The sequence below is a fragment of the Streptomyces sp. NPDC059957 genome (genome assembly GCF_042730015.1).
Taxonomy (GTDB): domain Bacteria; phylum Actinomycetota; class Actinomycetes; order Streptomycetales; family Streptomycetaceae; genus Streptomyces.
In genome coordinates, this window is the sequence record NZ_JBHWMB010000015.1 from 75,523 (window position 1) to 102,432 (window position 26,910).

General features: G+C 71.2%; 27 protein-coding genes and 1 tRNA gene. 18 read left to right on the top strand and 10 right to left on the bottom strand.

Features of this window, described 5'->3' with window-relative positions:
- Nucleotides 1-1,588: 1,588 nt before the first annotated feature.
- From ACFWBW_RS12980 to ACFWBW_RS12995, 4 genes are all read left to right on the top strand, one after another.
- The gene (locus ACFWBW_RS12980; RefSeq protein ID WP_385371238.1) at nucleotides 1,589-3,049 is read left to right on the top strand and encodes an FG-GAP-like repeat-containing protein; all 1,461 of its coding nucleotides are present in this window, start codon (nucleotides 1,589-1,591) and stop codon (nucleotides 3,047-3,049) included.
- 97 nt (nucleotides 3,050-3,146) lie between these two features.
- Nucleotides 3,147-4,628, top strand: a complete 1,482-nt coding sequence (locus tag ACFWBW_RS12985) for an FG-GAP-like repeat-containing protein (protein WP_385371241.1) — start codon at nucleotides 3,147-3,149, stop codon at nucleotides 4,626-4,628.
- A 151-nt stretch (nucleotides 4,629-4,779) separates the two neighbouring features.
- A complete protein-coding gene (locus ACFWBW_RS12990) occupies nucleotides 4,780-4,968 on the top strand; it encodes a hypothetical protein (protein WP_385371244.1) in 189 nt (62 codons plus the stop codon).
- Nucleotides 4,965-5,390 carry a hypothetical protein gene (locus ACFWBW_RS12995; RefSeq protein WP_385371246.1) on the top strand — a complete coding sequence of 142 codons (426 nt, stop codon included), beginning with the start codon at nucleotides 4,965-4,967 and terminating at the stop codon, nucleotides 5,388-5,390. Before ACFWBW_RS12990 ends, ACFWBW_RS12995 begins: the two co-directional genes overlap by 4 nt.
- Before the next feature lie 9 nt (nucleotides 5,391-5,399).
- Here the strand turns inward: ACFWBW_RS12995 and ACFWBW_RS13000 are convergent, their stop codons facing one another.
- The 3 genes from ACFWBW_RS13000 to phoU all read right to left on the bottom strand — a co-directional run bounded on the left by ACFWBW_RS13000 (nucleotide 5,400) and on the right by phoU (nucleotide 6,786).
- Entirely contained in the window at nucleotides 5,400-5,726 is a 327-nt protein-coding gene (locus ACFWBW_RS13000; RefSeq protein WP_385371249.1) for a hypothetical protein, read from the bottom strand.
- A gap of 102 nt (nucleotides 5,727-5,828) precedes the next feature.
- A complete protein-coding gene (locus tag ACFWBW_RS13005; protein WP_243339483.1) occupies nucleotides 5,829-5,981 on the bottom strand; it encodes a hypothetical protein in 153 nt (50 codons plus the stop codon).
- A 127-nt stretch (nucleotides 5,982-6,108) separates the two neighbouring features.
- Nucleotides 6,109-6,786: a phosphate signaling complex protein PhoU gene (gene phoU, locus ACFWBW_RS13010; protein ID WP_030858619.1), complete on the bottom strand. Its 678-nt coding sequence runs from the start codon at nucleotides 6,784-6,786 to the stop codon at nucleotides 6,109-6,111.
- 222 nt (nucleotides 6,787-7,008) lie between these two features.
- On the opposite strand from phoU, the gene ACFWBW_RS13015 reads away from it, so the two are divergent.
- A complete protein-coding gene (locus ACFWBW_RS13015; protein WP_385371252.1) occupies nucleotides 7,009-8,253 on the top strand; it encodes a sensor histidine kinase in 1,245 nt (414 codons plus the stop codon).
- Complete coding sequence (locus ACFWBW_RS13020; RefSeq protein ID WP_007265514.1) at nucleotides 8,250-8,930, top strand: response regulator transcription factor; 681 nt, start codon at nucleotides 8,250-8,252, stop codon at nucleotides 8,928-8,930. Before ACFWBW_RS13015 ends, ACFWBW_RS13020 begins: the two co-directional genes overlap by 4 nt.
- Before the next feature lie 89 nt (nucleotides 8,931-9,019).
- On the opposite strand, the gene ACFWBW_RS13025 is transcribed toward ACFWBW_RS13020, so the two are convergent.
- Nucleotides 9,020-9,682 (bottom strand): DUF461 domain-containing protein, encoded by a 663-nt coding sequence (locus tag ACFWBW_RS13025; protein WP_385371254.1) that lies wholly within the window; start codon nucleotides 9,680-9,682, stop codon nucleotides 9,020-9,022.
- A gap of 612 nt (nucleotides 9,683-10,294) precedes the next feature.
- Here ACFWBW_RS13025 and ACFWBW_RS13030 point away from each other — a divergent pair.
- From ACFWBW_RS13030 to ACFWBW_RS13055, 6 genes are all read left to right on the top strand, one after another.
- The gene (locus ACFWBW_RS13030; RefSeq protein WP_003953493.1) at nucleotides 10,295-10,777 is read left to right on the top strand and encodes a CarD family transcriptional regulator; all 483 of its coding nucleotides are present in this window, start codon (nucleotides 10,295-10,297) and stop codon (nucleotides 10,775-10,777) included.
- Between the two features lie 269 nt (nucleotides 10,778-11,046).
- The gene (gene ispD, locus ACFWBW_RS13035; RefSeq protein ID WP_385371257.1) at nucleotides 11,047-11,793 is read left to right on the top strand and encodes a 2-C-methyl-D-erythritol 4-phosphate cytidylyltransferase; all 747 of its coding nucleotides are present in this window, start codon (nucleotides 11,047-11,049) and stop codon (nucleotides 11,791-11,793) included.
- Complete coding sequence (gene ispF / locus ACFWBW_RS13040; protein WP_385371260.1) at nucleotides 11,783-12,322, top strand: 2-C-methyl-D-erythritol 2,4-cyclodiphosphate synthase; 540 nt, start codon at nucleotides 11,783-11,785, stop codon at nucleotides 12,320-12,322. The genes ispD and ispF overlap by 11 nt, the downstream gene beginning before the upstream one ends.
- A 105-nt stretch (nucleotides 12,323-12,427) precedes the next feature.
- Entirely contained in the window at nucleotides 12,428-13,825 is a 1,398-nt protein-coding gene (gene cysS / locus ACFWBW_RS13045; RefSeq protein ID WP_385371263.1) for a cysteine--tRNA ligase, read from the top strand.
- Nucleotides 13,826-13,933: 108 nt separating this feature from the next.
- The gene (rlmB, locus tag ACFWBW_RS13050; RefSeq protein ID WP_385371265.1) at nucleotides 13,934-14,905 is read left to right on the top strand and encodes a 23S rRNA (guanosine(2251)-2'-O)-methyltransferase RlmB; all 972 of its coding nucleotides are present in this window, start codon (nucleotides 13,934-13,936) and stop codon (nucleotides 14,903-14,905) included.
- Nucleotides 14,906-15,105: 200 nt separating this feature from the next.
- On the top strand, nucleotides 15,106-16,650 hold the full coding sequence (locus ACFWBW_RS13055) for a DoxX family membrane protein (protein ID WP_385371268.1): 1,545 nt from the start codon (nucleotides 15,106-15,108) through the stop codon (nucleotides 16,648-16,650).
- A 162-nt stretch (nucleotides 16,651-16,812) separates the two neighbouring features.
- Here the strand turns inward: ACFWBW_RS13055 and ACFWBW_RS13060 are convergent, their stop codons facing one another.
- The 3 genes from ACFWBW_RS13060 to ACFWBW_RS13070 form a co-directional block, all read right to left on the bottom strand.
- Entirely contained in the window at nucleotides 16,813-17,592 is a 780-nt protein-coding gene (locus ACFWBW_RS13060) for an NDP-sugar synthase (RefSeq protein ID WP_385371271.1), read from the bottom strand.
- A gap of 49 nt (nucleotides 17,593-17,641) precedes the next feature.
- Complete coding sequence (locus ACFWBW_RS13065) at nucleotides 17,642-18,055, bottom strand: hypothetical protein (RefSeq protein WP_250744566.1); 414 nt, start codon at nucleotides 18,053-18,055, stop codon at nucleotides 17,642-17,644.
- 221 nt (nucleotides 18,056-18,276) lie between these two features.
- Nucleotides 18,277-19,365 (bottom strand): ABC transporter ATP-binding protein, encoded by a 1,089-nt coding sequence (locus ACFWBW_RS13070; protein ID WP_385371274.1) that lies wholly within the window; start codon nucleotides 19,363-19,365, stop codon nucleotides 18,277-18,279.
- Nucleotides 19,366-19,554: 189 nt separating this feature from the next.
- Here ACFWBW_RS13070 and ACFWBW_RS13075 point away from each other — a divergent pair, with 189 nt between their 5' ends.
- Together ACFWBW_RS13075 and ACFWBW_RS13080 are read left to right on the top strand one after the other, a co-directional pair.
- Nucleotides 19,555-20,223 carry a hypothetical protein gene (locus ACFWBW_RS13075; RefSeq protein WP_385371277.1) on the top strand — a complete coding sequence of 223 codons (669 nt, stop codon included), beginning with the start codon at nucleotides 19,555-19,557 and terminating at the stop codon, nucleotides 20,221-20,223.
- 104 nt (nucleotides 20,224-20,327) lie between these two features.
- Nucleotides 20,328-20,405: transfer RNA gene (locus ACFWBW_RS13080), tRNA-Thr, on the top strand.
- A gap of 85 nt (nucleotides 20,406-20,490) precedes the next feature.
- Here ACFWBW_RS13080 and ACFWBW_RS13085 read toward each other — a convergent pair.
- Complete coding sequence (locus tag ACFWBW_RS13085) at nucleotides 20,491-21,873, bottom strand: NAD(P)/FAD-dependent oxidoreductase (RefSeq protein ID WP_385371279.1); 1,383 nt, start codon at nucleotides 21,871-21,873, stop codon at nucleotides 20,491-20,493.
- A gap of 186 nt (nucleotides 21,874-22,059) precedes the next feature.
- On the opposite strand from ACFWBW_RS13085, the gene ACFWBW_RS13090 reads away from it, so the two are divergent.
- A complete protein-coding gene (locus ACFWBW_RS13090) occupies nucleotides 22,060-22,776 on the top strand; it encodes a DsbA family protein (protein ID WP_385371282.1) in 717 nt (238 codons plus the stop codon).
- 97 nt (nucleotides 22,777-22,873) lie between these two features.
- Here the strand turns inward: ACFWBW_RS13090 and ACFWBW_RS13095 are convergent, their stop codons facing one another.
- Entirely contained in the window at nucleotides 22,874-23,314 is a 441-nt protein-coding gene (locus tag ACFWBW_RS13095; protein ID WP_385371285.1) for a hypothetical protein, read from the bottom strand.
- Between the two features lie 165 nt (nucleotides 23,315-23,479).
- Between ACFWBW_RS13095 and ACFWBW_RS13100 the strand changes: the two genes are divergently transcribed.
- Entirely contained in the window at nucleotides 23,480-24,427 is a 948-nt protein-coding gene (locus ACFWBW_RS13100; RefSeq protein ID WP_385371287.1) for an aminoglycoside phosphotransferase family protein, read from the top strand.
- 60 nt (nucleotides 24,428-24,487) lie between these two features.
- Nucleotides 24,488-24,961 carry a GNAT family N-acetyltransferase gene (locus ACFWBW_RS13105; protein ID WP_385371290.1) on the top strand — a complete coding sequence of 158 codons (474 nt, stop codon included), beginning with the start codon at nucleotides 24,488-24,490 and terminating at the stop codon, nucleotides 24,959-24,961.
- Nucleotides 24,962-25,033: 72 nt separating this feature from the next.
- On the opposite strand, the gene ACFWBW_RS13110 is transcribed toward ACFWBW_RS13105, so the two are convergent.
- On the bottom strand, nucleotides 25,034-26,026 hold the full coding sequence (locus tag ACFWBW_RS13110; RefSeq protein ID WP_385371365.1) for a zinc-binding dehydrogenase: 993 nt from the start codon (nucleotides 26,024-26,026) through the stop codon (nucleotides 25,034-25,036).
- Between the two features lie 124 nt (nucleotides 26,027-26,150).
- Between ACFWBW_RS13110 and ACFWBW_RS13115 the strand changes: the two genes are divergently transcribed.
- Nucleotides 26,151-26,831 (top strand): pentapeptide repeat-containing protein, encoded by a 681-nt coding sequence (locus ACFWBW_RS13115; RefSeq protein ID WP_385371293.1) that lies wholly within the window; start codon nucleotides 26,151-26,153, stop codon nucleotides 26,829-26,831.
- The last annotated feature ends 79 nt before the right edge of the window (nucleotides 26,832-26,910 follow it).

Below are 26,910 nucleotides of genomic sequence, written 5' to 3' on the forward strand. Positions count from 1 at the left end.
TCCGCGGCCGGAAAAAAAAAAAGGGGCCACCCTCGTGGTGTTTTTCCCTTTTTTTTCTCCCCAAAACCCCGGGACGGCTGAGGGGGAAGAGACCACCCCGGCCCGGCGAGGTGGCCTCTTCATCTCATGGGCGACCGAGCGGGGGCGTAGCGTCCACACGGCCTTTGCCCCCGACGACGCTTTGACCTGCAACGATGCGCTTAGCTTGGGGTATAGGCCGTGGACGCTGTGGCCACTGTCGGACACTAGGCAATTTGCCTAGTGTCCACATCATCTGTGCAGGTCAGAAGGTGCGAGGAAGGTGCTGTGGACGCTTCGGACACTGTCTCTTATCAACTCTCTAGGAGGGCAGCCGCCCCTCTCCTGTGGTGACGGCGGCTCTTCGGCCGGCGGGGGCCACCTTCGTTGAAGAGCCTTCCTCGCTGCCAGGCTCGCCGCACGCCATCGTGCTGCCCTTGGAAACCAGCTGACTTAGGGTCACGTCTTGCGCATACTGGTCTGTTCATCTTCCTCAACCAGGTGGTGGCAAGGTGTCACAGGCTCGCCGAGAGCAGTCCGTAGAGAGCATCCGAATAGTCTCGCCGTACGCCGGTGACTACGCGCTTGTTGCGCACGTCTCGTGGTCGAAGGGAGACCCGAGTCTGTACATCCGGCCGTACTTTCAGCAGGGCTGGAGGGCCAGGGCAGTCATATTCGATGCCCCTCCGAACACCTCTACTACCGTGACGCAGCAGTATGAGTGCGAGGTGGACCCTGGCGAGGCCAAGTTGTCTCTGCACTACTCGGGTCAGTGCCACGTGTACTACGGCAAAGGCAAGCCGAATCGGACTCCACCTGTCTTCGGGTCTCCTTTGAACGACCGGGCTGGCGGTCACATTGCAAGCATCAACTGCTTCGACCTGGGTGGCCTTCCTCTGCTCGGTCGGCCTCCGAGCCAGATCGGACCGCAGATAGACGTGGTTGCGAAGGCACCTGGAGACGGCACGTCACAGATGAAGGTCTCCCTACACGCGAGTGCCGATGAGCGCGCCATGCAGGGATTTCCTCTCTGGCTGAGGATGAGGCGGGAAGTCATGCCCACACCCTTGTACGTCGGCCTTCAGTCCAGACCAGCGCCAGGGCCGGTGAACCCGGTCCGGGGGGTGCAGGTGATTGGTGGGTGGGGCCCGGGTGCGCCGCAGGATGCTCCTGTTCGGACTCTCGGGCTGTGGACGGGGCCGGACATCGTGCATGACCCATATGCACCGCCCGAGTCCTAGTGCGACAGCGCAGGGATACTCGTGTCCCGGGCCCTCTCTGGGCCCTGAGAGGGTGACCGGGGGCGACGGACAACGACCAACGATGACCGGTCGGCAGCAGGTCAGGCGGAGTGCGCGGGCCTCTGACCTGGGCAGGAAAACGGGCCCGCCAGACCCAGGGCAAGAAGAAGTAGCCGAAGCAGCAGAAGCAGCAGCAGCGACCCTGCCCCCGACCTGCGCACACGGCGCAGATCGGGGGCATTCGTCTGTCCTCACCACTCGTACAACCGTTCCGGCCCAACGGGAGTCATAGGGGCGGACATTGGATCGAGTTCTTGGGGGAACCGGCCGTGAGGCGCCACATCCATCACTCCGTCGCAGTCATCGCGGCGCTCACCACACTCACCGGAGGCCTGCTGGGTGCCGCGGGCACCGAGGCCGAAGCGGCCACCACCGGGCCCGCGGCCACCCGCTACGCCGACGACTTCAACGGCGACGGCTACCACGACCTGGCGATCGGCGCCCCGAACTCCGCCGTGAACGTCACCGGCACGGACGGGGTCACCACCTCCGTGTACTCCGCGGGTTACGTGACCGTCTCCTACGGCGGCAAGTACGGCGCACAGAAGACCGGCCTGAAGGTCATCACCCAGAACAGCCCCGGAATCCCGGGCGACCCGACGGCGAACCGGGCCTTCGGGGCGGTCCTCGCCAACGGCGACTTCAACGGCGACGGCTACGCGGACCTCGCCGTGGGCACGCGGGCCGAACAGGTCACCCTGATCTGGGGCAGCGCCACGGGGCTGAAGTCCGCCACCGCGATGGCCGACCCGCAGAAGAAGCCCGGCTACGGCGTCGTCCTGAAGGCCGGTGACTTCACCGGTGACGGGAAGACCGACCTCGTCGTCGGCTACTCCACCTCGCTTCGGCTCTTCCGCGGGCCCTTCAAGGCGGACGGGACGCCCCTCTCGACGCAGTCGGTGGACCTCGGCCGCGACTACCCCGTCTTCGGGGCGGAGGACGCGCAGAACCGGATCGCGGTGGGCCGGATCAACAAGGGCGCCATCGACGACCTCGTCGTCCTCGGCGAGCGCAGGAACTACGACGAGGCGATGCGCGGCCGGGTGCTCCTCGGCGGGACGTCCGGACTGCGCTTCACCCCGGTCACCATCCGCGGTGGCGGCAGCGTCGCGATCGCGGACTTCGACAAGGACGGCTACGGCGACATCGCGGTGGGCGACTCCGCGGTCCAGATCGACACCGACTACGGCGCGGGTGTGGTCCGGGTCAACTACGGCTCCGCCAACGGTGTGGACGACACCCGTGGCGTCCGGACGTTCACCGAGGACAGCGACGGCCTCCCGGGCACCGTGGAGAAGTACGACCGCTTCGGCAACTCCGTCGCCGCGGCCGACCTCGACCTGGACGGCTACCCCGAGCTGATCATCGGCGCCCTGGGCGAGCGGAAGGCCACCTGCGAGCACTGCTACATCACCGGCGGTGGCTTCTACGTGCTGAAGGGCACCTCGAAGGGCGTCACCGGCATCGGGGCCTCCTGGTACGCGCACAACGCGCCGGGCCTGCCCACGCCCGCCGGCACGTTCCGCATCCCCACGCTGCTCAAGGCCACCGACCTGAACAACGACAAGCAGCCCGAGCTCACCTTCGCGGTCGAGGCGGGCGTCCCGCAGGTCTGGTCCGTCGGCACGAAGGACGGCAAGGTCGCCGGGACCGCACCCACCCGCGTCGTCAACCCGCCGACCGACTCCCAGGTCACCATCGGCTACCAGTTCGGCGTACTCGTCCGCTGACGGGTCACGGACGACGACGCCGAGCCCGTACAACCGTTCCGGCCCAACAGTGGTCTTGGGTACGGACATTCGATCGAGTTTCTTGGGGGAACCGGCCGTGAGACGCCACATCCGTCACTCCGTCGCGATCGTCGCGGCGCTCACCACACTCACGGGAGGCCTGCTGGCCGCCGCGGGCACCGGGGCCGAAGCGGCCACGGCCACGGCCGTGACCGGGCCCGCGGCCACCCGTTACGCCGACGACTTCAACGGCGACGGCTACCACGACCTGGCCATCGGCGCCCCGAACTCCGTCGTGAACGTCAAGGGCACCGACGGGGCCGTCACCGCGGTGGCCAACGCGGGTTACGTGACCGTCTCCTACGGCAGCAAGTACGGCGCCCAGAAGACCGGCCTGAAGGTCATCACCCAGAACAGCCCCGGAATCCCGGGCGACGCGACGAAGGACCGGCGCTTCGGAGAGGTCCTCACCCACGGCGACTTCAACGGCGACGGCTACGCGGACCTCGCCGTGGGCGGACGGAACAAGTCGGTCACCCTGGTCTGGGGCAGTGCCACGGGGCTGAACGGCGCCACCGCGGTGGCCGATCCGAGGAACGCGCCCGGCTTCGGAGTCGTCCTGAAGTCCGGTGACTTCACCGGTGACGGGCGGGCCGACCTCGTCGTCGGCTACTCCACCGCGCTCTACCTGTTCCGCGGCCCCTTCAAGGCGGACGGGACGCCCGTCTCGTCGCAGCGGCTGGACCTCGGCCGTCAGTACCCCGTCTTCGGGGAGCAGGAAGCGCAGAACCGGATCGCGGTGGGCCGGATCAACAAGGGAGCCATCGACGACCTCGTCGTCCTCGGCGAGCGGACGGACTTCGGCAAGGGCGAAGCGACGCGCGGCCGAGTGCTCCTCGGGGGGTCGTCCGGGCTGCGCTTCACCCCGGTCACCATCCGGGGCGGCAGCAGCGTCGCCGTCGCGGACTTCGACAAGGACGGCTACGGCGACATCGCGGTGGGCGACCCGGAGATCCAGATCGACACCATCCGCTCGGCGGGACTGGTCCGGGTCAGCTTCGGCTCCGCCACCGGCGTGAACGAAGCCCGCGGCTTCCAGACGTTCACCGAGGACACCCCCGGCATCCCGGGCGGCGTCGGAACGGCCGACCGCTTCGGCCAGTCCCTGGCGGCGGCCGACCTCAACCTGGACGGCTACCCCGAGCTGATCATCGGTGCCCCGGGTGAGCGGAAGGCCAACTGTGGCTGGGGCTGCGACATCACCGGCGGTGGCCTCTACGTGCTCAAGGGCACGGCCAAGGGAGTCACCGGCACCGGCGCCACCTGGTACGCGCACAACGCGGCCGGCCTGCCCGCCCCCGCCGGCACGTTCCGCATCCCCTCGCTGCTCAAGACCACCGACCTGAACAACGACAAGCAGCCCGAGCTCACCTTCGCGGTCGCGGCCACCGTCCCGCAGGTCTGGTCCGTCGGCACGAAGGACGGCAAGGTCGCCGGGACCGCCCCCACCCGCGTCGTCAACCCGCCCACCGACTCCCAGGTCACCACCGGCACGGAGTTCGGCATCCTGCCCCGCTGACAGGGTCCTCCGGGCCGAAGCCCCCCGCCCGCCGGTCCCCGGAGGGCGGGGGGCTTCTCGTTGCCGAAATCCCCGCCCGGTCGCGGGCCTGCGGAGCGAGGATGGTGTGGGACCACCGCCGAACTCCAGGGGGAGACATGGGAGCACGGACGTGAGCAGGCGGCGCTACGTGGCCCGGGGGGTGCCGGGCGGCTACCGGATCTGGGACACCAAGGGGCACCGCTGGTGGGGCGACCACTACGAACTGTGCCCGGACGACCTGCTCACCGAACTCAACGGCGCGGCCGACCACGCGAAGATCACGGCGCTCCTCAGGCGCTACCGGGCTCTGAAGCGATGACACACGGGCCCGGGCTGGAAGCCGAGGACTACGCGTCCGTGCGTTCGGCCGGTGAGGTGCTCGGCCGGTACGGAAGCCTCAACGCGGCGCTCGCGCGGTGGCGACTGGTCGTGCTCGACATCGAGGAGGGCTTCGACCTCGAGTTCGTGTACGAGTACGGGAACGACCTGGCCTGCCGCGACACGCTCCAACGGGCGTGGCCCCTGCTCACCGCGCGGGTGCGGGAGATTCGGCAGCCCGATCTGGACCGGTGGGACGACCGGTTCTTCGCGGCCACCCGCCCCATGGTGCTGCCCGACGCGGGTAACGGCGAGCGCGACGGCCGGTGGTGGAGCCGCCGCTTCCCCGTGCGCTGCTTCCGCGGCGAGGGCCAGGTGCTGCCGGCCCACTGGTCGCCGCCGCCCCGTATCGAGGAGTACTGACCGAGCCCGCTACGGCCCGGGCCGGGGGACGTGCCCCCGGTCCGTCGGCGGGCCCGACGGGCGGGGGCGCGATGCGCGCTCGGCGATCCTGCGGTCCGTCTCGGCGCGCCGCGCGGCCGCGTTGCTGCCGTCGATCTGGCCCGCGAAGGCGCGGTACGCCGCGGCCACGAGCGCGTCCGGAGCGTTCGGGCGGGCGCGCGCGATGGCCCACAGGGCGTTTTCCGTCTGGGTGTCCAGCCCCGTCCCGGTGCGGACGCCGCGCCCCGACAGGACGTCCGTCAGGACGCCCTCGAAGTTGCGCCGCACCTGCTCCTGGCTGGGGTGGCCGTGGCGCATGACCGTCTCCGTCTCCGTCTCCTCGATGGGACCGATGCGAAGGGCCCCGGCCGACGACTGCCGGACGGGGCCCTTCGCGTACGGGTGACCAGGCGGGCGGCCTCAGCCGCCGCACTGGCAGGGGGCGCCGGACTGGCAGCCGCAGCCGCAGCCCGAGCCGCAGCCGCAGGCCGCGAGCAGGGGCAAGCGCAGGCGCAGGCCCTCCGGGGGCTGCGCTTCCTGCTCCGGGGTGATGGGGACGGGGGAATCGGGCATGGATCCTCCTCGTAGGCGTTGTGCCTTCGCCCTCATTCATGCCCAGCCCGGCCCCCGCGTCAACGGCGCATTGGGGGCTCGTTGTTGATCGGGGCGCCGCTGATCCGGCCCCCGCCGGCCCTGCGGCTCAGACGCCCTCGACCTGCGTGGGCGCCTGGAGCTCGTCCGCGTGCTCACCCGTCACCAGGTAGACCACGCGCTTGGCGACCGACACCGCGTGGTCCGCGAAGCGCTCGTAGTAGCGGCCCAGCAGGGTCACGTCGACCGCCGTCTCGATGCCGTGCTTCCAGCGGTCGTCCATCAGGTGCTGGAACAGCGTGCGGTGCAGCTGGTCCATCTCGTCGTCGTCCTGCTCCAGCTGGAGCGCCAGGTCGACGTCCTTCGTGATGATGACCTCGGCGGCCTTCGCCATCAGGCGCTGCGCGAGCTGCCCCATCTCCAGGATGGTCGCGTGCAGGTCGCGCGGGACCGCGGTGTCCGGGAAGCGCAGCCGCGCGAGCTTGGCCACGTGCTGCGCCAGGTCGCCGGAGCGCTCCAGGTCGGCGCTCATGCGCAGCGAGGTGACGACGATGCGCAGGTCGGTGGCGACCGGCTGCTGGCGCGCGAGCAGCGCGATGGCACGGGCCTCCAGGTCGTGCTGGAGGTCGTCGACCTTCTGGTCGGCGGCGATGACGCTCTCGGCGAGCTTCAGGTCGGCGTCGAGCATGGAGGTCGTGGCCCGCCCGATGGCGGAGCCGACCAGCCGGGCCATTTCGACCAGGCCTTCACCGATCGAGTCCAGTTCCTCGTGGTACGCGTCACGCATGTCTCGTGTCCCTCTCTCGACCTACTACTACTGCCGTACTGCTGCCCGGGGCGGGCCGGTGCGGCCATCGGCCCCACGTTGCCACGGTGAACCTCGAACGCGACCGACTCCGGCATCCCAAGTGAATCAGCACGGTCGTCAGGGTGAACTCTGGGCGACGACTGTTCGAGGTGCCACCCGAACGGCTGTGGAAGTGTCCCCTGGCCTGCTTAACCTGGAGTCATGGACGTGAACGCGGCGGTCGCCGCAGCTGCAGCGATTGCCGGTCTTTGCACCGGTGTGATCGCGATGCTGGCGTTCCGCTGGAGCGAGCGCGACCAAGCCCGCCCCACCCGGAGCTCCATGCGCCCCGACATCAACGCGGTGCTCCCACCGGGAGTGGACACCGTCCTCTCCGTACTCCGCTCCTCCGCCGTCGTGCTCGACGAGGGGGACGCGGTGGTCAAGGCCAGCTCGGCGGCATATGCCCTCGGCCTGGTCCGCGGGGGCAAGCTGGCCGTGGAGCCCATGCTCCACATGGCCCGCGACACCCGGCGCGACGGGGAGATACGCCAGGTCGAGCTCGACCTGCCCCGGCGCGGCACCGGCCGCGGCGAGGCGCTCGCCGTCTCGGCACGCGTCGCCCCGCTCGGCTCCCGCCTGGTGCTCCTCCTCGTGGAGGACCTCACCGAGGCCCGCCGCATCGAGGCCGTGCGCCGTGACTTCGTCGCGAACGTGTCGCACGAGCTCAAGACCCCGGTCGGCGCGATCTCCCTGCTCTCCGAGGCCGTCATGGACGCCTCGGACGACCCCGAGGCGGTGCACCGCTTCGCCGGCCGCATGCAGATCGAGGCCACCCGCCTGATCAACCTCGTACAAGAACTCATCGACCTCTCCCGGGTACAGAACGATGACCCGCTGGAGGACGCGGAGCCCGTCCGCGTGGACACGCTCGTGGCCGAGGCCATAGACCGCTGCCGCCACACGGCCTCCGCGAAACAGATCACCATGGCCGCCGGCGGCACCGCCGACCTGCGGGTATGGGGCAACCGGGGGCAGCTCGCGGCCGCCCTCGGAAACCTGGTCGAGAACGCCGTCAACTACAGCCCCGCCCGTACCCGCGTCGGCATCGCCGCGCGCCGGGTCACCGCGCCGGGTGGAGACTTGATCGAGATAGCCGTGACCGACCAGGGCATCGGCATCCCGGAAAAGGACCGCGAGCGCATCTTCGAACGCTTCTACCGTGTGGACCCGGCCCGCTCCCGCGCCACGGGAGGAACCGGCCTGGGCCTTGCGATCGTGAAGCACGTAGCGGCTTCGCACGGCGGGGAGGTGTCGGTTTGGAGCTCGGAGGGTCAGGGTTCCACGTTCACCCTGCGACTCCCCGAAGCGGCCGCGCCGGCCCCGGCGACGGCCTCCGCACCCGCCAACACCCTGCTCGAACCTCACACCGCTCCAGCCATCCCTGCCCCGGAGGTCCTTCCGTGACCCGAGTGCTAGTCGTCGAGGATGAGGAATCCTTCAGCGACGCCCTGTCCTACATGCTCCGCAAGGAGGGCTTCGAGGTCGCGATCGCCGCGACCGGGCCCGACGGGCTCGACGAGTTCGAGCGCAACGGCGCCGACCTCGTCCTCCTCGACCTGATGCTCCCCGGCCTGCCCGGCACGGAGGTCTGCCGGCAGCTCCGCGGCCGCTCCAACGTGCCCGTGATCATGGTGACCGCCAAGGACAGCGAGATCGACAAGGTCGTCGGGCTGGAGATAGGAGCCGACGACTACGTGACGAAGCCCTTCTCCTCGCGGGAGCTGGTCGCCCGCATCCGCGCGGTCCTGCGCCGCCGCGGCGAGCCGGAAGAGGTCACCCCGGCGGCCCTGGAAGCGGGCCCCGTCCGGATGGACGTCGACCGCCACGTGGTCACCGTCGCCGGCGCCAAGGTCGACCTCCCGCTGAAGGAGTTCGACCTGCTGGAGATGCTGCTGCGCAACGCGGGCCGCGTACTGACCCGCATGCAGCTCATCGACCGGGTCTGGGGCGCCGACTACGTCGGCGACACCAAGACCCTCGACGTCCACGTCAAGCGCCTGCGCGCCAAGATCGAGCCCGACCCGGGTGCCCCGCGCTACCTGGTCACGGTCCGCGGCCTCGGCTACAAGTTCGAGCCGTAAACCGTAATTCTTGAGCGCACACACGGGAACGGCCCCCGTCCGCATCGAGCGGACGGGGGCCGTTCCCGTTGAGTACGGTGCTTCGCGCCTCAGTGACCGGCGGACGCGGACGCGGACCCGGAGGGGGACCCGGACGGGCTGCCCGAGACCGGGGCCGAGGCCGAGGACGAGCCGGACGGCGAGGGGGAGCCCGACGGGCTGCCGGAGGGGCTGCCCGACGGGGTGGCGCCCGGGACGGCCGCGGCGGCGGTCGGGCCGAAGCCCGCGTACATGCCGGTGGCCGGGACGACGAAGCCCTCGAGCTCGACGTCGCCCGTGGTGCTCAGCTTGAAGACGATCTTCTGGACGTTGCCGTCCACGACGTCGGTGCCGCCCGCGATCAGGGCGGAGGCGTTGCCCTTGCCGCCGAGGACGACGGAGCCGCCGGCCGGGATGACCACCTTGGAGCCGCTGCCCGCGGGCTTCAGCGTCACGACGGCCTTGCCACCCGGAAGGGTGATGCCCTCGAGCGTCTGCTCCTTGGTGCCGGTGTTGAACACCGTCGCGGAGACCGCGGCCGGGCCCTTCTTGTCCTTCTCCTGGGTGATCACCAGAGCGTTCTGGACCTTGATGTCGCCCTTGGTGACGGCGGCATTGTCCGGCTTGACCTGGAGAGTCGGAGCGTCGTGGCCCGCGGCGCAGGCGCCCAGCGAGACGATCGAGAACACGACGGCGGTGGCGGCGAGGGCGCCGCGTCGAAGGCTGCGGCTCACGGGGGAGGCAACTCCTTGGACGTACGGAACGGAAGGATGGACGCCTCGGAGCGGCGAAGTAAAGCCGCTCTAAGGATGTGTCAGCGCGCTTAGGTTACCGAGCCGCTGCCCCGCCCCCGCACCCGACCCTCCGCAGCGTGGGGCCGGGCCCTGTACGGGGTCCCGCCCCCGCACCGGCGGGTTCGATCACGGCCACGCCGGGTCCGGGTGATCTTCCATTCGCAAAAGGCCCGCCCGCAAAGGCCGGCGCGCGCCCGGTGATCAATTTCCGGATTTCCTCGAACACCGCCGGGTGATCAATTCCGGATTGGGCCGGAACGGACGCCGTACGGGTGGCCGCCAGTCGAACGGAGTACTTCGGTTTCCCGTCCTGGAAACCGTCAAAACGGGACGTACGCCACATCGTCGGGGCTCCCGGGCGGGTGTAACGTAGCCGTTTCGCCCGGTCCGCACAGCGCCTCCGACCTGCGAATACCCCCTTCCGGAAGCCTCTCGCAGCACGTTCCTGTCGCTGTTGTCAAGCCCTGAGATGGGCCCTGACCTGCGAAAACGCCATTCATAACGGTCGATTCTCGTGTTACCCTGGATAGCCACGGAAGGGGTACCTGTCACATGACGTTCAAGGTTGGCGACACCGTGGTCTATCCCCATCACGGGGCCGCGCTGATCGAGGCTATCGAAACTCGCCAGATCAAAGGCGTGGACAAGACCTACTTGGTGCTCAAGGTCGCGCAGGGTGACCTGACCGTTCGCGTCCCCGCGGACAATGCGGAGTTCGTAGGCGTTCGCGACGTAGTCGGCCAGGACGGGCTGGACCGGGTCTTCGAGGTGCTCCGCGCACCGTACGCAGAAGAGCCGACGAACTGGTCCCGGCGCTACAAGGCAAATCTGGAAAAGCTCGCTTCTGGCGATGTCATCAAGGTCGCCGAAGTTGTGCGTGACCTGTGGCGTCGTGAGCGTGAGCGCGGACTTTCCGCAGGTGAGAAGCGCATGCTCGCAAAGGCGCGCCAGATTCTGGTGAGCGAGCTCGCGCTCGCCGAGAACACCAACGAGGACAAGGCCGAGGCCCTCCTCGACGAAGTGCTCGCGTCCTGACGCGATCATTCGTACGCTTTGTCGTACACAGTTGTGCCGCGGTGCCCGATGACAAGGAGACTTGTTGCCGGGCGCTGCGGCATGTCTGGACCCATACCCGCGCTCGCTGAAGCCGCCTGTGCTCAGCTGCTCAAGCCTTACTCACTGGCGTGCCGGGTCCGGGCAGCCGACTCGACCGGTCGTCACGGAAGGGGCGAGGGCGTCGCACCCGGCACCCTTCAGGCCATACCCATGTCGGCCGAAGTCACAAACCTGGCTCGGAGCTACTGATGTCTGACGAATCGCGCCCGCACCGCACCGCCGCGGTGATCCCGGCCGCCGGCCGCGGAGTCCGTCTCGGTCCCGGAGCCCCCAAGGCCCTGCGGACCCTGGGCGGCACCCCCATGCTCATCCACGCCGTACGCGCCATGGCGCGCTCCCGCGCGGTCGCCCTCGTCGTCGTCGTGGCGCCGGCCGACGGCACCGCCGAGGTGCGCCGGCTGCTCGACGAGCACGCGCTGCCCGAGCGCACCGAGATCCTGGTCGTCCCCGGCGGGGAGACCCGGCAGGAATCCGTACGCGCCGGCCTGGACGCGCTCCCGGCCGACATCACCGCCGTCCTCATCCACGACGCGGCCCGCCCCCTGGTCCCCGTCGACACCGTCGACTCCGTCGTCGAGGCCGTCCGCGACGGCGCACCCGCCGTCGTCCCCGCCCTGCCGCTGGCCGACACCGTCAAGGAGGTCGAGCCCGGCCGGCCCGGCGAGCCCGAGCCGGTCGTCGCCACCCCCGTACGGGCCCGGCTGCGCGCCGTGCAGACCCCGCAGGGCTTCGACCTCGCCACGCTCCGCCTCGCGCACGAGAAGGTCGCCGTCAGCGGCGAGGGAGCCACTGACGACGCCGGCCTGGTGGAACAGCTGGGCGTCACCGTCGTCGTGATCCCCGGCCACGAAGAGGCCTTCAAGGTCACCCGCCCGCTCGACCTGGTCCTCGCCGAGGCCGTACTCGCCCGCCGGAGGGCCACCGATGCGTACTAGCTCCGCAAGTTTCGAGGAGTCCGCCGGTGCTGCCGCCCCCGTTGCTCCGCTGATCCCGCTCGTCGGCATCGGCACCGACGTGCACGCCTTCGAGACCGGCCGCGAACTGTGGTGCGCCGGCCTGCTCTGGGAGGGCGAGGACGGCCTCGCCGGGCACTCCGACGGGGACGTCGCCGCGCACGCCGCCTGCGACGCCCTCTTCTCCGCAGCCGGCGTCGGCGACCTCGGCGCGCACTTCGGCACCTCCCGCCCCGAGTGGTCCGGCGCCGCCGGAGTCACCCTTCTGGCGGAAGCCGCCCGCATCGTCCGCGCCGAGGGCTTCGAGATCGGCAACATCGCCATCCAGGTGATCGGCGTACGCCCGAAGATCGGCAAGCGGCGCGAAGAGGCACAGAAGGCGCTCGCCGCCGCGGCGGGCGCCCCCGTCTCCGTCTCCGGCACCACCACCGACGGACTGGGCCTCACCGGCCGCGCCGAAGGTCTCGCCGCCATCGCCACGGCCCTCGTCTACCGGACGAACCGGGCCTAGTACCCCGTACGGATACACCCCACCCCTGCCTCTCCGCCAACAAAGCGGGCCCCGCGTGCCGAAAGGGTCGCGGGGCACTGCTACAGGCGCACTACCCTGGATGCCGTGACTATTCGCCTGTACGACACCAGCGCCCGGCAGATCCGTGACTTCACCCCGCTCGTCCCGGGCTGCGTCTCGATCTACCTCTGTGGCGCCACCGTGCAGGCGGCTCCGCACATCGGGCACGTCCGCTCGTACCTGAACTTCGACATCGCGCGCCGCTGGTTCACCTACCGCGGGCTCGACGTCACCTTCATCCGCAACGTCACCGACATCGACGACAAGATCATCGCGAAGGGCGAGGACCAGGGCCGCCCCTGGTGGTCCATCGGGTACGAGAACGAGCGCGCCTTCAACGACGGCTACAACGAGCTGGGCTGCCTCCCGCCCACCTACGAGCCGCGCGCCACGGGCCACGTGCCCGAGATGATCGAGATGATGCGCGGGCTCATCGAGCGCGGCCACGCCTACGTCGCCGACGGCAGCGTCTACTTCGACGTGCGCTCCTTCCCCGGCTACCTGGAGCTGTCGAACCAGAAGATCGACGATCTGCGCCAGCCCGACGAGGGCGTCTCCGGCAAGCGCGACCCGCGCGACTTCGCCATGTGGAAGGCCACCAAGCCGGGCGAGCCCGACTGGGAGACCCCGTGGGGCCGCGGCCGTCCCGGCTGGCACCTGGAGTGCTCAGCGATGGCGCACAAGTACCTCGGCAGCGCCTTCGACATCCACGGCGGCGGCCTCGACCTGATCTTCCCGCACCACGAGAACGAGATCGTCCAGGCCAAGGCCTACGGCGACGAGTTCGCGAAGTACTGGATGCACAACGCCTGGGTCACCCTCTCCGGCGAGAAGATGTCCAAGTCGCTGGGCAACTCCGTCCTCGTCTCCGAGATGCTCAAGGTCTGGCGCCCGATCGTGCTGCGCTACTACCTCGGCACCCCGCACTACCGCTCGATGATCGAGTACAGCGTGGAGTCCCTGCGCGAGGCCGAGTCCGGCTTCGCGCGCATCGAGGGCTTCATCCAGCGCGTCATCGAGAAGGCCGGCGGCTCCGTCGAGCCCGCCGCCGAGGTCCCGCCCGCCTTCGCGGAGGCCATGGACGACGACCTGGGCGTCCCGCAGGCGCTCGCGATCATCCACACCACCGTCCGCCAGGGCAACAGCGCGCTCGCCGCCGACGACAAGGACGCGGCCATCGCGCGCCTGTCGGAGGTACGGGCCATGCTGGGCGTCCTCGGACTCGACCCCCTCGACCCGCACTGGGCCGGCGAGGCGGACCGCGGGGAGGACCTCCACGGAGCCGTGGACACCCTCGTGCGCCTGGTCCTGGAGCAGCGCGAATCGGCGCGCGCCCGCAAGGACTGGGCCACCGCCGACGCCATCCGCGACCAGCTCCAGCAGTCGGGCCTGGTCATCGAGGACAGCCCCACCGGACCCCGATGGACGCTCGGCCCCCGCTGAGCCACCGGCGCAGTCCCACTGGAGCACTCGGATTGGGCTGCCCGGCGTCCCGGGCGGCACACTCTTCATACGTACATATCGCAGAACCAACGAAATCAGGTAGAGGTCATGGCCGGGAACAGCCAGCGCAGGAACCGCCGCACGTCCAACAAGAAGGGCGCGACGGTCGGCAGCGGTGGCCAGCGGCGCAAGGCCCTGGAAGGCAAGGGCCCCACGCCCAAGGCCGAGGACCGCAAGAAGCACAAGGCCAACCGCATCAGCAACGCCATGGCCAGGCAGGCGGCCAAGCGCCGCCCCGCCCCGCGCCGCGGCGGCCCCAAGGGCACCAGCGAGATGGTCGTCGGCCGCAACCCGGTCTTCGAGGCGCTGCGCGACGGCGTACCGGCCGTCACCCTGTACGTACAGCAGTTCATCGACAACGACGAGCGCGTCCGCGAGGCCCTCCAGCTCGCGGCCGAGCGCGGCAACATCAACCTGATGGAAGCCCCGCGCCCCGAGCTCGACCGCCTCACCAACGGGCTCAACCACCAGGGCCTGGTCCTCCAGGTCCCGCCCTACGAGTACGCGCACCCGGACGACCTCACCGCCGCCGCGTACGAGAACCACGAGGACCCGCTCATCGTCGCCCTCGACGGCGTCACCGACCCGCGCAACCTCGGCGCGATCGTCCGCTCCGTCTCCGCCTTCGGCGGCCACGGCGTGGTCATCCCCGAGCGCCGCGCCGCCGGCATGACCGCCGGCGCCTGGAAGTCCTCGGCCGGCACCGCCGCCCGTACCCCGGTCTCGCGCGTCACCAACCTGACCCGCGCCATCCAGGAGTACAAGAAGGCCGGCATCACCGTCGTCGGCCTCGCCGCCGAGGGCACCCACGAGGTCCACGAGCTCGAAGCGCTCGGCGGCCCCGTCGTCATCGTCGTCGGCTCCGAGGGCAAGGGCCTCGGCCGCCTCGTCGGCGAGAACTGCGACTACCTCGTGCGCATCCCGATGCCGGGCGGCGCCGAGTCGCTCAACGCCGGTGTCGCCGCGGGCGTCGTCCTCTACGAGGCCTCCCGCCGCCGCGCCACCCGCGGCCGCGCCTGAGCACCACCGGCGCGCCCGGCAGCACCACCGGCGGCAGCCGCCTGAGCACCACCTCGGCCGCCGCTTGATCCACTTGGCTCATCGGACGTGACCCGTGAGCGTGTCACCCCGCCCCCTACGGGCGGGGTGGCTTGATTTGACGGGTCTCGGACACATCGCTGATGTCAAGGCAGTGTCCTAAACACTCATCACTCGGTTAGATGAGTGTGGACACCAGAACGCCAGGGTTCGACGACCAGCCCGCGCTGAGCATGGTCAAGGTGCCGTGCGACCCCGCACAGGTCATCGTCAACCACGCCAGCTTCCGCGTGCGGCTCGCACCGAGCCCCAGCGCGCGTCCCAGGCCCTCGGGCGCCCCCGGGCTCGCCCCGGCACTCGGCGGAGCCCTCGCGGCCGCCGGAGCCGGCGCAGCGCGCCGCCGCCCCGTCGTCTGGAGCGGCAAGTCCGCCCCCGGCGACGCCGCCGCCAGCGCCGCCATGGGCGGCCTGCTCCAGGCCGTACGCGAGCACGGGCGCGGCCACGACGAGTACGACGGCGGGGCCACCCAGGTCATCCCGCGCATCGACCTCGCCCACGACCTCGCGGACGACACCCTCGCCACCCCGACCGTCATCGGCCAGCGCAGCTACGCCGACGCCGAGGACACGCGCGCGCAGCCCGTCGTGGGGGGTCTCTCCCACCCCCACGACGCCTACGACGACACCCACGCCGGCGCCGGATCCGCGGACTCCCGCCGGGCCGGCGACGCCCGCGCGCAGGCCTCGTACTACCCCGGCCGCCGCATGAACCTCGGCGTCGTGCTGCTCCCGCTGCGCGTCTTCCTCGGCTTCATCTCCATCTACGCCGGCATGGGCAAGCTGTGCGACCCCGTCTACTTCGACGGGGGCGAGCGCGGCTCCATGGTCACCTGGCTGCAGACCCTGCAGCCCTGGGCGCTCGCCGAACCGCTGCGCGACTTCGCCCTGGCCCACCCGGTCGGCGCCGGACTCAGCGTGGCCTTCCTCCAGGTCATCGTGGGCGTGCTGACGGTCTTCGGCCTGTGGCAGCGGTTCGCCGCCTGCTTCGGCGCCCTGCTGTCCGCCGCGCTGCTGATGACGGTGAGCTGGAAGACCGTCCCCGCCTACGACGCCCCCGACATCATCTACCTCGCCGCCTGGAGCCCGCTGATCATCGCCGGCGCCCCCGTCTACTCCCTGGACGGCCGCCTCGCGAGCGAGGCCTGGCGCACGCTGGGCCCGCGTTCCGAGGTCTGGCGGCTGCGCCGCCGGGTCCTGCGCCGCGGAGCCATCATGGCCGGCGTCATCTGCGGACTCACCCTGCTCATCGGCTCCCTCCTCGGCGGCGCCGTCCGCTCCACCACCGTGGTCACCGTGCCCGGACCGGGCGAGGCCCCGAGCAACTACCTGCCCGGGCGGCCGCTGCCGAGCACCTCCAAGCAGCAGCAGCCCGCGCGCCCCACCTCCCCGAAGCAGGCCGCGAAGCCCTCGGCCGGGGCCTCCTCCCCGGCCGCCAAGACCGGGCGCGGGGCCGCCGGTTCGAGCTCCCCGACGGCCGGCTCCGGATCGCCCTCCGCGACCCGCGGCACCACCAGCGGCACCAAGCCCCCGCGCAGCACCCCCCGCCAGTCCACCCCGCAGAAGCCCCCGGCCAGCTCCACGGGAACGGGCGGCGGCGGCTCCACCGGCGGGACGGGCAGCTCCGCACCGTCGCAGCCCGACCTGCTGGGCGGACTCCTCGGCGGCTGACGGCCGCAGCACCCGCGAAGGCGAAGGGCCCGGTACGCGAGAGCGTGCCGGGCCTTCTTCGTGTGCCGGGTTTCTTCGCAGGGTCTTCTTCGTGGGCGGGGCTGCGAGGGCCTGTACGGGCCTGTACGGGCGCGTGTGGGCCCGTACAGGCACCAGGAGGCGCTACGGGGCGTTCTGCGCGGCCAACTCCCGTGCCGCCTCGGTGAGGTCCTTCGCCGTGTCGATCGCCCGCCAGTAGGCCCCCTGGGGCAGCGGGAAGCCCGCGAGGCGCCGCTCGCGGGCCAGGCGCGGGAACGTGGTCCGCTCGTGGTCGCCCAAATCCGGCAGCAGGGCCGCGAATTCGGGACCGAAGACGTACACGCCCGCATTGACCGGGTACGGGGACTGCGGCGCCTCGATGAAGTCCAGCACGTGCCCGTACTCGTTGATCTCCACCACCCCCCACGGAATCCGCGGCCGGGCCAGCGCGAGGGTGGCCGTGGCGCCGCGCTCGGCGTGGAAGGCGGCCATCTCGCGCAGCGAGAACCGGGTCCACACATCGCCGTTGGTCGCGTACCAGGACTGGTCGGGGTGCGGGAGGTGCCGGGCGGCGTACTTCAGGCCGCCGCCCCGGCCCAGCGGCTCTTCCTCCACGACGGTGGTCACCCGTAGCGGCAACGGAGCCTCGGCCAGCCACTTCTGGAGCACCTCGGCGAGGTGGCCGCAGGAGACCACGGCGTCCGTCACCCCCTCGGAGGCCAGCCACGCGAGCTGGTGCCCGATGATCGGCATCCCCGTTCCGGGGATCTCCACCATCGGCTTGGGGCGGTCGTCCGTATAAGGCCGCAGCCGCGAACCCTGGCCCCCCGCCAGGACAACCGCCTGGGTCGGGGAGGCCGGGAACGCGGCCGCGTGGGGTCGGTCGGAACGCTCGGAGCCTTCGGAACGCTCGGAATCGGTCATGTCGTCGTGTCTTCGTGTCCGGGTGCAGAAGGGCGTACGGCGGCGGCCGTCAGCCCATGGAGGCGACGCCGGACGCGTACGAGGTGTCACACACCGGCCGCGCGAACGACTGGGCCTTCGTGGGCCCGTAGGCGTCCACCGCGGCCCGCCCGAGGGCGCGCGCGATGCCCACGCAGTGCTCGGCGAGGGACGGCCGCCGGTCGACCTCCTGCTGGAGGTGGGTGAGGACGTCACCCGGCTGCTCGCCCTGCTGGATCTCGCTCAACAGCTTGTCGCGCAGCACGTCCTGGGCGGCGCGCGGCTTCGCGGGGACGGAGACGTCCTCGGCGGACGCGGTCAGGATCTGGGAGGGGGTGTTGTCCGCCCAGGGGACCATGGTGACCGCGAGGGTCCCGGACAGGACCAGGACGACGGGCAGGACCAGGGCGAGGGATCGGCCGATACGGCGGGCAGTGTGGGTCACGAGGGCGAGAGTAGCGCTCGGTGAAGATATGGCGACATTTAGTCACCCGGTCGGGGGATGGTTCGACGTGGCTTTTCGAATTAAGGGTTGACGCTTGGGGCCGAATGGCCCGATCTGCCGGACCTCGCGCCGGACCTCGCGCCGGACGTCACGCGGGAACTCACGCCGAAGGGGCGCCCCTTGACGGGACGCCCCTCCAATGACTGTGTGCGGCCTGCGGGTCAGCCGGAGAGGCGGGCGCCCGAGGAGGTCGAGAAGACGTGGATCTCGTTGCCGCGCGGCACCACGTGCAGCGTGGAGCCCTTCTCGGGCACCTGGCGGCCGTTCACGCGCACCACGATGTCCTGCGAGCCCTCGGAGTGCGAGGTCGAGCCGTAGACGTACCCGTCGGCGCCCAGCTCCTCGACGACGTTCACGGTGATTTCCAGGCCGCCCGTCTCGCCGATGTCGAAGTGCTCGGGGCGCACGCCCACGGTGACCGTGCGGTCGCCCGCGTCGGCGGCGGCGGAGAGCGCCTCGCGCGACACCGGGACGACGCTGTCGCCGAACTTCACGCCGCCGTCGGTGATCGGGACCTCGACGAGGTTCATGGCCGGCGAGCCGATGAAGCCGGCGACGAAGAGGTTCGCCGGGCGGTCGTACATGTTGCGCGGGGTGTCGACCTGCTGGAGCAGACCGTCCTTCAGCACGGCCACGCGGTCGCCCATCGTCATGGCCTCGACCTGGTCGTGGGTGACGTAGACGGTGGTGATGCCCAGGTCGCGCTGGAGGGCCGCGATCTGCGTACGGGTGGACACGCGGAGCTTGGCGTCGAGGTTCGACAGCGGCTCGTCCATGAGGAACACCTGCGGCTTGCGCACGATCGCGCGGCCCATCGCGACGCGCTGGCGCTGGCCGCCGGAGAGCGCCTTCGGCTTGCGGTCGAGGTACTGGGTCAGGTCCAGCATCTTCGCCGCGTCCTCCACCTTCCGGCGGATGGTGGCCTTGTCCTCGCCGGCGATCTTGAGCGCGAAGCCCATGTTGTCGGCGACGGACATGTGCGGGTAGAGCGCGTAGTTCTGGAACACCATCGCGATGTCCCGGTCCTTGGGCGGCAGGTGCGTGACGTCGCGGTCACCGATGCGGATGGCACCGCCGTTGACGTCCTCCAGGCCGGCCAGCATGCGCAGCGAGGTGGACTTGCCGCAGCCGGAGGGGCCGACGAGGACGAGGAACTCGCCGTCCGCGATCTCCAGCTCCAGCTGGTCGACGGCGGGCTTGTCGCCGCCGGGGTACAGACGGGTCGCCTTGTCGAAAGTGACAGAAGCCATGGTGATGAATCCCTTCTACCGGCAGGAACGTGCCGGACGATCCGAGTGGAAGGTCTAGTCCAGTGGACTGGACTCGGCCCGACGCTACCCGCCCGCGCGGCTCCTGTCAGCACCTGGGCGGGGGTGACTTCCCCGACGTCCCCGACGGCCCCGGGGCGACTGTCAGAGGCGGCTGCTTTGATCGCGCCCATGACCATCTACGACGTGACCCGCGGGCTCCCCGACATCGAGACGCTGCGCGACCGCTGCCGGGCGATGGCGGCGCTGGAACTGGTGATCAGCGGCGAGGAGGACGACGGCTACTTCGCCTACGACCCGAAGTGGGGCCCGGGGGAGGAAGCCGCGCTGATGGACAACGGCTCCGGCGACGACTACGCGATCGTCTTCACGGCGGCCGGGGTCTTCGGGCACGGCTTCGACCACGAGTCGGCGATGAGCCCGTGGGCGGACACCGACCACGAGGACGGGTGGCCGGGCCTGACCGACGGCATACCTGAGGTCTTCCGGCCGTACCTGGCGGAGCCGGCGTTCTGCGTGGACGGCGTGCTCAACGCGACCGCCGTGTTCTGGCGCGAGACCGGCGATACGCAGTGGCGCGCGGGCAAGGTGGAATTCCCGGAGGGCAGGTCCGACCCGGACGGCGCGGACTACCTCTTCGAGCTGCTCGTGGCGGGCACCCCGGAGGCCTACCGCGACTTCGCCGAGGACTACTACGAGACGGACCTCCCCCTGGAAGCGGTCCGGCACGTCTGGGAGCTGCGCCCGCTCACCCAGGCCGTCGTGGACGCCCTCAACCCGGGTCTGCCCCTGGCGGCGGTGGGACCGCGGCTGGCGCGGGCGGGGTATCCGGGGGTGTGAGGGGGGCCGCCGACGGCGGCCCCGGACACCGGAAAGTTCTTCGCTGCGGGGTCGGGGCGATGTGTAGAGTGAACGTGATTCCGTGCCTTGCACAGAGTCACCACGCCCCCTTAGCTCAGTCCGGCCAGAGCAACGCACTTGTAATGCGTAGGTCGTCGGTTCGAATCCGACAGGGGGCCCCATCCCAGGCCGGGTGTTTGCCGACCAAGGGAATTCGTACAGAAGTGGAAGGCCCCGGGTGATCGCCCGGGGCCTTTTGCGTGTCCGTCAGTGGCGGCCCGAGATGCGGTCTGCCAGGCGGGCCAGGGGGGTTGTCGTCGGGGTGTGGGTGGTGGATTCCCGGCGGTCGGCCTCGCGGTAGGCGGCGTAGAGGGCCTGGACGCCCAGCCAGCGGAAGGGTTCCGGTTCCCAGCGGCGGACCCGGTGGTTGACCCAGGGGAGGGTGGTGAGGTCCGTCTTGTCACCCAGGACCAGGTCGCGGAGGGTGCGTGCCGCGAGGTTGGCCGTGGCCACGCCGGAGCCCACGTAGCCGCCGGCCCAGCCGAGGCCCGTCGTCGCGTCCAGGGTGACCGTGGCGCACCAGTCGCGGGGGACGCCCAGGACGCCCGACCAGGCGTGGGTGATCTCCACGCCGGTGAGGACCGGGAAGAAGGACTCCAGGAGGTTCGTGAGGGCGGTGATCGTGGCGGGCTGGGTGCGGCCGTCATTGTCGGTGCGGGAGCCGTAGCGGTAGGGGACGCCGCGGCCGCCGATGGCGATGCGGCCGTCGGCCGTGCGCTGGGCGTACATGTAGGCGTGGGCCATGTCGCCGAGGGTGGAGGCGTCGGACCAGTTGAGTTGGGACCAGGTCTCCGGGGGGAGGGGGGCCGTGGCGATCATCGAGGAGTTCATCGGGAGCCAGGAGCGCTTCTGGCCCTTGAGGGCGGCGGTGAAGCCCTCCGTACAGCGCAGGACGTACGGGGCGCGGACCGTGCCGTACGGGGTGAGGGCGCGGCGCGGGGCGATCTCCGTGACGGGGGTGGACTCGTGGATGACGACGCCGAGGCGTTCGCAGGCGGCCGCCAGGCCCTTGACCAGCTTCAGGGGGTGGATGCGGGCTCCGTGCGGGGTCCAGGAGGAGCCCACGGCGTCCGCAATGTTGATACGGGCGCGGGTGTCGGTGGCGTCGTAGAGCTCGCGGTCCGTTTCGCCGAAGGCGAGTTCGGCGGTGTGGAAGGCCTTGAGGCGGGAGAGCTGGGCGGGGGTGCGGGCGACTTCGAGGACTCCGCCGCGGTGGATGTCGGCGTCGATGCCCTCCTTGGCGGCGGTGTCGATGACCTCGGTGACGGTGTCGTTCATGGCGTGCTGGAGGCGTTGTGCGGCCTGGTGGCCGTGGAGGGCGGCGTAGCGGTCGCGGCCGGCGATGCCGTTGTAGAGCCAGCCGCCGTTGCGGCCGGAGGCCCCGTAGCCGCAGAACTTCTGCTCCAGGACGGTGACGCGCAGGTCGGGGGCGGCGGTCTTGAGGTAGTACGCGGTCCACAGGCCGGTGTAGCCGCCGCCGACGATGACGACGTCGGCCGTGGCGTTGCCGGTGAGCGGGGCGCGGGGTGGGTGGGCGGGGGCGGTCTCGTCCGTCGCGTACCAGAAGGAAATTCCGCCGTTGATCGTCATGGGGGATTTGGTACACGGCGTTGCGGAGGGGTGTCCAGGGGCGTGACGTCGGGTTTTGGGTGCCGAGAGGTGGCCGAATGGCTGATGTGGGCGGTGTGGATCCTTCTTAGGGTGGGGCGGGGATTTTGTCAGCTTTTTGTGTGAGAGGTACTGGTTCGTATGGCGCGGGTGGCGCGGGTGGCGCGGGTGGCGAGGGCAGGACGGCTGGTCGCGGCGGTCGCGTCCGTGGCCCTGTTGGGCGGGGCGGTCGTCGGGTGCGGTTCCGGGCCGGGTGAGGGGCAGGCCGTGGCCGCCTCCGAGGTGCCGGTGCGGACCAGCCCGATCGCCGCGCAGCTCGCGGGGCTGCCCGCGGCGGTGGACGGGGCGAAGATCGTCGTGGGGAAGCCGGAAGCGCCGCGTACCGCGCAGGTGCTGGTGGATCCCAAGTGCGGCTACTGCGCGCGGTTCGAGGAGGCGGGCGGGGAGTCGCTGCTGAAGTTGGCGGTGGCCGGGCAGGTGAAGATCGAGTATCTGCTGGCGTCTTTCCTGGATCGGGGCGGGGTGAGCGGCTCGGTCGATGCGGTGAACGCGTTGCGTGCGTCGGTGGATTCGGGGAAGTTCGCGGAGTACCACGCGGCGGTCTTCGCCAGTCAGCCGAAGGGGAGGTTCACCGACGAGCTGCTCCTGCGGATCGCGGACCGGGTGCCGGGGCTGCGCGGGGCGGAGTTCGACGCGGCGGTGAAGGAGCGGAAGTACGAGGGGTGGGTCGCCGAGGCGGAGCAGGGCTTCGAGGCGACGGGTGCGCAGGGGACGCCGATGGTGCTGGTGGAGGGGAAGCCGGTCGGGTCGAAGGACGGGTCGCTGTTCGACGCGGGGGCGTTCGCGCGGGCGTTGGAGGGCGTCGGGATCGGGGCTTTGCTCTAGGAGGATCTCACCGGCATTCGGCTGCGGGAAGCCTCGTCGGTTCGAACGCGAAGGGGGTGTCACCCGTATGTCGGTGACACCCCCTTCGTCGTGCGCCTTAGACGGAAGAGTCGTCGAGCGGGTTGTGCATCACGCTCGACTCCTCGCAGCTCACGATGTCGCCGTAGGAGTTGATCTTGCAGATCTGGAAGAGGGCCTGGTCGATCCAGCCGGCATCCAGGTACGTGCTCCACTGGGCTTGCGTCTGGCCGCTGGGTACGGTCCGCATCTTCCAGGTCTTCTTGCCGAGCTCGCCCCAGGTGACGAGGCGGATGCCGATGGTGTAGCCGTCGGTCCGGAGGTCCTTGGCGACGATGTTGATCGGGTCGAGGCGGAAGGGGTTGATCCGCCAGCCGATGCCCACCTTGCCGTAGTAGGCGGAGGACGAAACGTCTGTCAGGGTGCCGGCGGGCGCGGCGGCCGCGGGGGTCGCGATGAGCGTGGTGATGACGGTGGCCAGTGCCGCGCCGCCAGCGACGAGGCTGTTCTTCAGGCGCAAGGGTCCCCCAGGGAAGGCGTGTTGGCTGAGAACGCCTACTCTGGCTCGAACTTGATCGTGCCTGACCGGTCTCAACTCGCCTCACCTGCTGGTTCTTCGGTCTTCTGCCGGCTTCTCGCCGGTGACCGGCGCCCGGCGTCGAACCAGCGTGCTTAGGGTTGGCTCATGGACTTTGCGGCGGCTGGTGGCTCGGGTGGGAGTGGGTTCGGCGGGGTTCCGGCGTCGTTCGCGCGGGCGCAGGTGCGGGACAACGGCGCGGCCGGACGGGAGTTCGTCGACGCGTTGCCCGGGCGGGTGGCCGCGTTCCTCGAGCGGTGGGAGCTACGGGTGACCGGGCCCGGGATGTACGGGGTGACGGCCCTGGTCCTGCCGGTGGTGCGGGCCGACGGGACGGCGGCGGCGCTGAAGCTGCCGGCGCTGGACGAGGAGAACGCGGGGGAGGCGCTCGCGCTGCGCGCGTGGGCGGGGGAGGGCTGCGTACGGCTGCTGGCGGACGACGCGGAGACCGGCACGCTGCTGCTGGAGCGCCTGGACGAGGGCCGCCCGCTGTCGGCGTCGGCCGTACGGGACTCCGGGCGGGCGGTGGAGGTCGTCGGCGGGTTGCTGGCCCGGCTGACGGCGGTCCCGGCGCCGGCCGGGCTGCGGCGGCTCGGGGACCTGGCGGCGGGGATGCTGGAGGCGGTGCCGGGGGCGTTGGCGCAGCTGGGGGACGGCCGGGAGCGGGGGCTCGTCGCGGACTGTGCGGCGGCGCTCGCAGAGGTGGCCGGGGAGCCGGGGGACCGGCTGCTGCACTGGGACCTGCACTACGACAACGTTCTGGCGGGCGGGCGCGAGCCGTGGCTGGCCATCGATCCGAAGCCGCTCGCCGGCGATCCGGGGTTCGAGCTGCTGCCGGCGCTGGTCAACAACTTCCGTGCGCGGGAGGTGCGGTGGCGCTTCGAGTCGCTCGCGGAGGCGGTGGGGGCGGACCGGGAGCGGGCGCGTGCCTGGACGCTGGGGCGGGTGCTGCAGAACTGCCTGTGGGACGTGGAGGACGGGGACCGGCCGGCGGGGGTGCAGCTGAGGATCGCGGAGTCGCTGCTGGGGCGGGGTGGGCGCAGCGGGAGGGGGTGACGCGGTAGGAGGGGCGGGCGCGGTAGGAGCGGCGGGCGCGGTGGCTCGTAGGGTGCAGGCATGATCCGTAGCGCCGTCGTCAGCGACGTACCCGTCATCCACGCCATGATCCGCGAGCTCGCGGAGTACGAGAAGGTGCCGCACGAGGCGCGCGCCACCAAGGAGCAGTTGCGGGAGGCGCTCTTCGGGGAGCGGCCGGCGGCGTTCGCGCACCTGGCGGTGACGGAGGAGGGCGAGGCGGTCGGGTTCTCGTTGTGGTTCCTCAGCTTCTCGACGTGGCGCGGGGTGCACGGGATCTACCTGGAGGACCTGTACGTCCGTCCGGGCGTGCGCGGCGGCGGCCACGGGAAGGCGCTGCTGCGGGAGTTGGCGCGGCTCTGTGTGGAGCGCGGGTACGAGCGGCTGGAGTGGTCGGTCCTGAAGTGGAACGAGCCCACGATCGCCTTCTACGAGGCCCTGGGTGCGCGGCCGCAGGACGAGTGGTCGGTGTACCGGCTGACCGACGGGGCGCTGGCGGAGCTCGGGGGCTGGTAGGCGAGCAGGCGAGGGGCGAGCGGGCGAGGGGGCGAGGGGCGAGCGGGCGTCCGGCCGGGCGCCGGCCCGTCCTCAGGGTTCCAGGACGACCTTGCCGGTGGTGGCCCGGGTTTCCAGGTCGTGGTGGGCGGCGGCGGCTTCGGCGAGGGGGTAGCGCTGGAGGGCGGGGCGCAGGCGGCCGGTGGCGGCTTCGGCGAGGGCGCGGGTTTCCAGGAGGCGCAGGGGGTCTTCGCCGCCGGCGCGTTGGAGCATGGCGGGTCCCAGGACGTGCTGCGTGGTGATGCCGCGGGCGTCCAGATCGGCCTGCTCGGTGTCGGTGAGGGCGAGCGGACCGCCGGACCAGCCGAAGACGAGGTGGAGGGCGCCGTCCCGGAGCAGTCCGAGGGCGGTGCGGGCGACCGTGCCGCCGACGGAGTCGAAGAGGACGGTGGCGCCGTCGGGGTGGTGGGCGCGCAGGGTGTCGGCCCAGTCCGGGGCGGTGTAGTCGAGGGCGAGGTCGGCGCCGTTGGCGGCGGCGCGGGCGGTTTTGGCGGGGCCGCCGGCGAGGGCGACGACGGTGGCTCCGGCGTGCTTGGCGTACTGGACCAGCAGGGTGCCGATGCCGCCCGCGGCGGCGGGGATCAGGGCGACCGAGCCGGGGCCGAGCTCGGCGAACTGGAGGATGCCGAGGGTGGTGCGGCCGGTGCCGATCATGGCGACGGCGGTGGCGGGGTCGAGGCCGGGCGGGACGGCGTGCAGCCGGGCGGCGTCGGTGACGGCGTACTCGGCGTAGCCGCCGGGGGTGAATCCGAGGTGGGCGACGACGGTCTGCCCGAGCCATCCGGTGTCCGTGTCGGGGCCGAGCGCGTCGACGGTGCCGGCGACTTCACGGCCCGGGACGGTCGGCAGTTCGGGCAGGGGCGCGGGCGGGCCCTGGACGCCGCGGCGGAGGGCGGTGTCGAGGAGGTGGACGCCGGCGGCGGTGACGGCGATGCGGACTTGGCCGGGGGCGGGGACGGGGCGGGGGACGGACTCGTAGGTGAGGTTCTCGGCGGGGCCGAAGGCGTGGAGGCGGATGGCGCGCATGTCGCCGGGGGCGGTCGGGGCGTGGGCCGGGGTGGTGGCCGCGGTGGTGGTCATGGGGACAGGATCCGACCTCAAGCGGAGTTGAGGTCAAGGCTTTGTCGGTGGGGTCGGTCAGGATGGGGAGATGGTGCGAAACGGGCAGCGGCAGACGGTGAAGGCGGCGCGGCGGCCGGAGGTGCGGCTGCCGGGGCTGAACGCGTGGGAGGACGCGGAGCTGGAGCTGGAGCCGGACGGGGACTACGACGGGCTGGAGCTCGTCGAGGTGGACCTCGCGGGCGGGGACGGGCGCGGGGCGCGGTTCATGGACTGCGCGCTACGGCGCTGCGTGCTGGACGAGACCGGGCTGGCCAAGGCGCGGATCCTGGACTCGGTGCTGGACGGCGTCCGCGGGGTGGGGGCGGACCTCTCGGGGGCTTCGCTGCGCGACGTGGAACTGCTGGACGCCCGGTTGGGCGGGGTGCAGCTGCACGGGTCGGTGCTGGAGCGGGTGCTCGTGCGCGGGGGCAAGATCGACTACCTGAACCTGCGTATGGCGCGGCTCAAGGACGTGGTCTTCGAGGGGTGCGTGCTGGTGGAGCCGGACTTCGGGGGCGCCGTGCTGGAGCGGGTGGAGTTCCGGGACTGTGTGGTGCGAGGGGTGGACTTCACGGGGGCGCGGATGACGGACGTGGACCTGAGGGGGGTCGCGGAGCTGGGGATCGCGCGGGGGGTGGACGCGTTGGCGGGGGCGGTGATCAGCCCGGCGCAGCTGTTCGACCTGGCGCCGGCGCTGGCCGCGCAGCTGGGGCTGCGGGTGGTGCCGTAGCCGGGGGCCGTCGGGCGGGGGCCGTCCGTCGGGTGGGTCCCGTCAGGTGGGTCCCGTCAGGTGGGTACGGCCAGTGCGG

Coding starts and splice junctions, on each gene's coding strand:
- ACFWBW_RS12995 (WP_385371246.1), top strand. CDS start 4,965: ATGACACACGGGCCCGGGCTGGAAGCCGAGGACTACGCGTCCGTGCGT.
- ACFWBW_RS13000 (WP_385371249.1), bottom strand. CDS start 5,726: ATGCGCCACGGCCACCCCAGCCAGGAGCAGGTGCGGCGCAACTTCGAG.
- ACFWBW_RS13005 (WP_243339483.1), bottom strand. CDS start 5,981: ATGCCCGATTCCCCCGTCCCCATCACCCCGGAGCAGGAAGCGCAGCCC.
- phoU (WP_030858619.1), bottom strand. CDS start 6,786: ATGCGTGACGCGTACCACGAGGAACTGGACTCGATCGGTGAAGGCCTG.
- ACFWBW_RS13015 (WP_385371252.1), top strand. CDS start 7,009: ATGGACGTGAACGCGGCGGTCGCCGCAGCTGCAGCGATTGCCGGTCTT.
- ACFWBW_RS13030 (WP_003953493.1), top strand. CDS start 10,295: ATGACGTTCAAGGTTGGCGACACCGTGGTCTATCCCCATCACGGGGCC.
- ispD (WP_385371257.1), top strand. CDS start 11,047: ATGTCTGACGAATCGCGCCCGCACCGCACCGCCGCGGTGATCCCGGCC.
- ispF (WP_385371260.1), top strand. CDS start 11,783: ATGCGTACTAGCTCCGCAAGTTTCGAGGAGTCCGCCGGTGCTGCCGCC.
- rlmB (WP_385371265.1), top strand. CDS start 13,934: ATGGCCGGGAACAGCCAGCGCAGGAACCGCCGCACGTCCAACAAGAAG.
- ACFWBW_RS13055 (WP_385371268.1), top strand. CDS start 15,106: ATGAGTGTGGACACCAGAACGCCAGGGTTCGACGACCAGCCCGCGCTG.
- ACFWBW_RS13060 (WP_385371271.1), bottom strand. CDS start 17,592: ATGACCGATTCCGAGCGTTCCGAAGGCTCCGAGCGTTCCGACCGACCC.
- ACFWBW_RS13070 (WP_385371274.1), bottom strand. CDS start 19,365: ATGGCTTCTGTCACTTTCGACAAGGCGACCCGTCTGTACCCCGGCGGC.
- ACFWBW_RS13075 (WP_385371277.1), top strand. CDS start 19,555: ATGACCATCTACGACGTGACCCGCGGGCTCCCCGACATCGAGACGCTG.
- ACFWBW_RS13085 (WP_385371279.1), bottom strand. CDS start 21,873: ATGACGATCAACGGCGGAATTTCCTTCTGGTACGCGACGGACGAGACC.
- ACFWBW_RS13100 (WP_385371287.1), top strand. CDS start 23,480: ATGGACTTTGCGGCGGCTGGTGGCTCGGGTGGGAGTGGGTTCGGCGGG.
- ACFWBW_RS13105 (WP_385371290.1), top strand. CDS start 24,488: ATGATCCGTAGCGCCGTCGTCAGCGACGTACCCGTCATCCACGCCATG.
- ACFWBW_RS13110 (WP_385371365.1), bottom strand. CDS start 26,026: ATGCGCGCCATCCGCCTCCACGCCTTCGGCCCCGCCGAGAACCTCACC.
- ACFWBW_RS13115 (WP_385371293.1), top strand. CDS start 26,151: ATGGTGCGAAACGGGCAGCGGCAGACGGTGAAGGCGGCGCGGCGGCCG.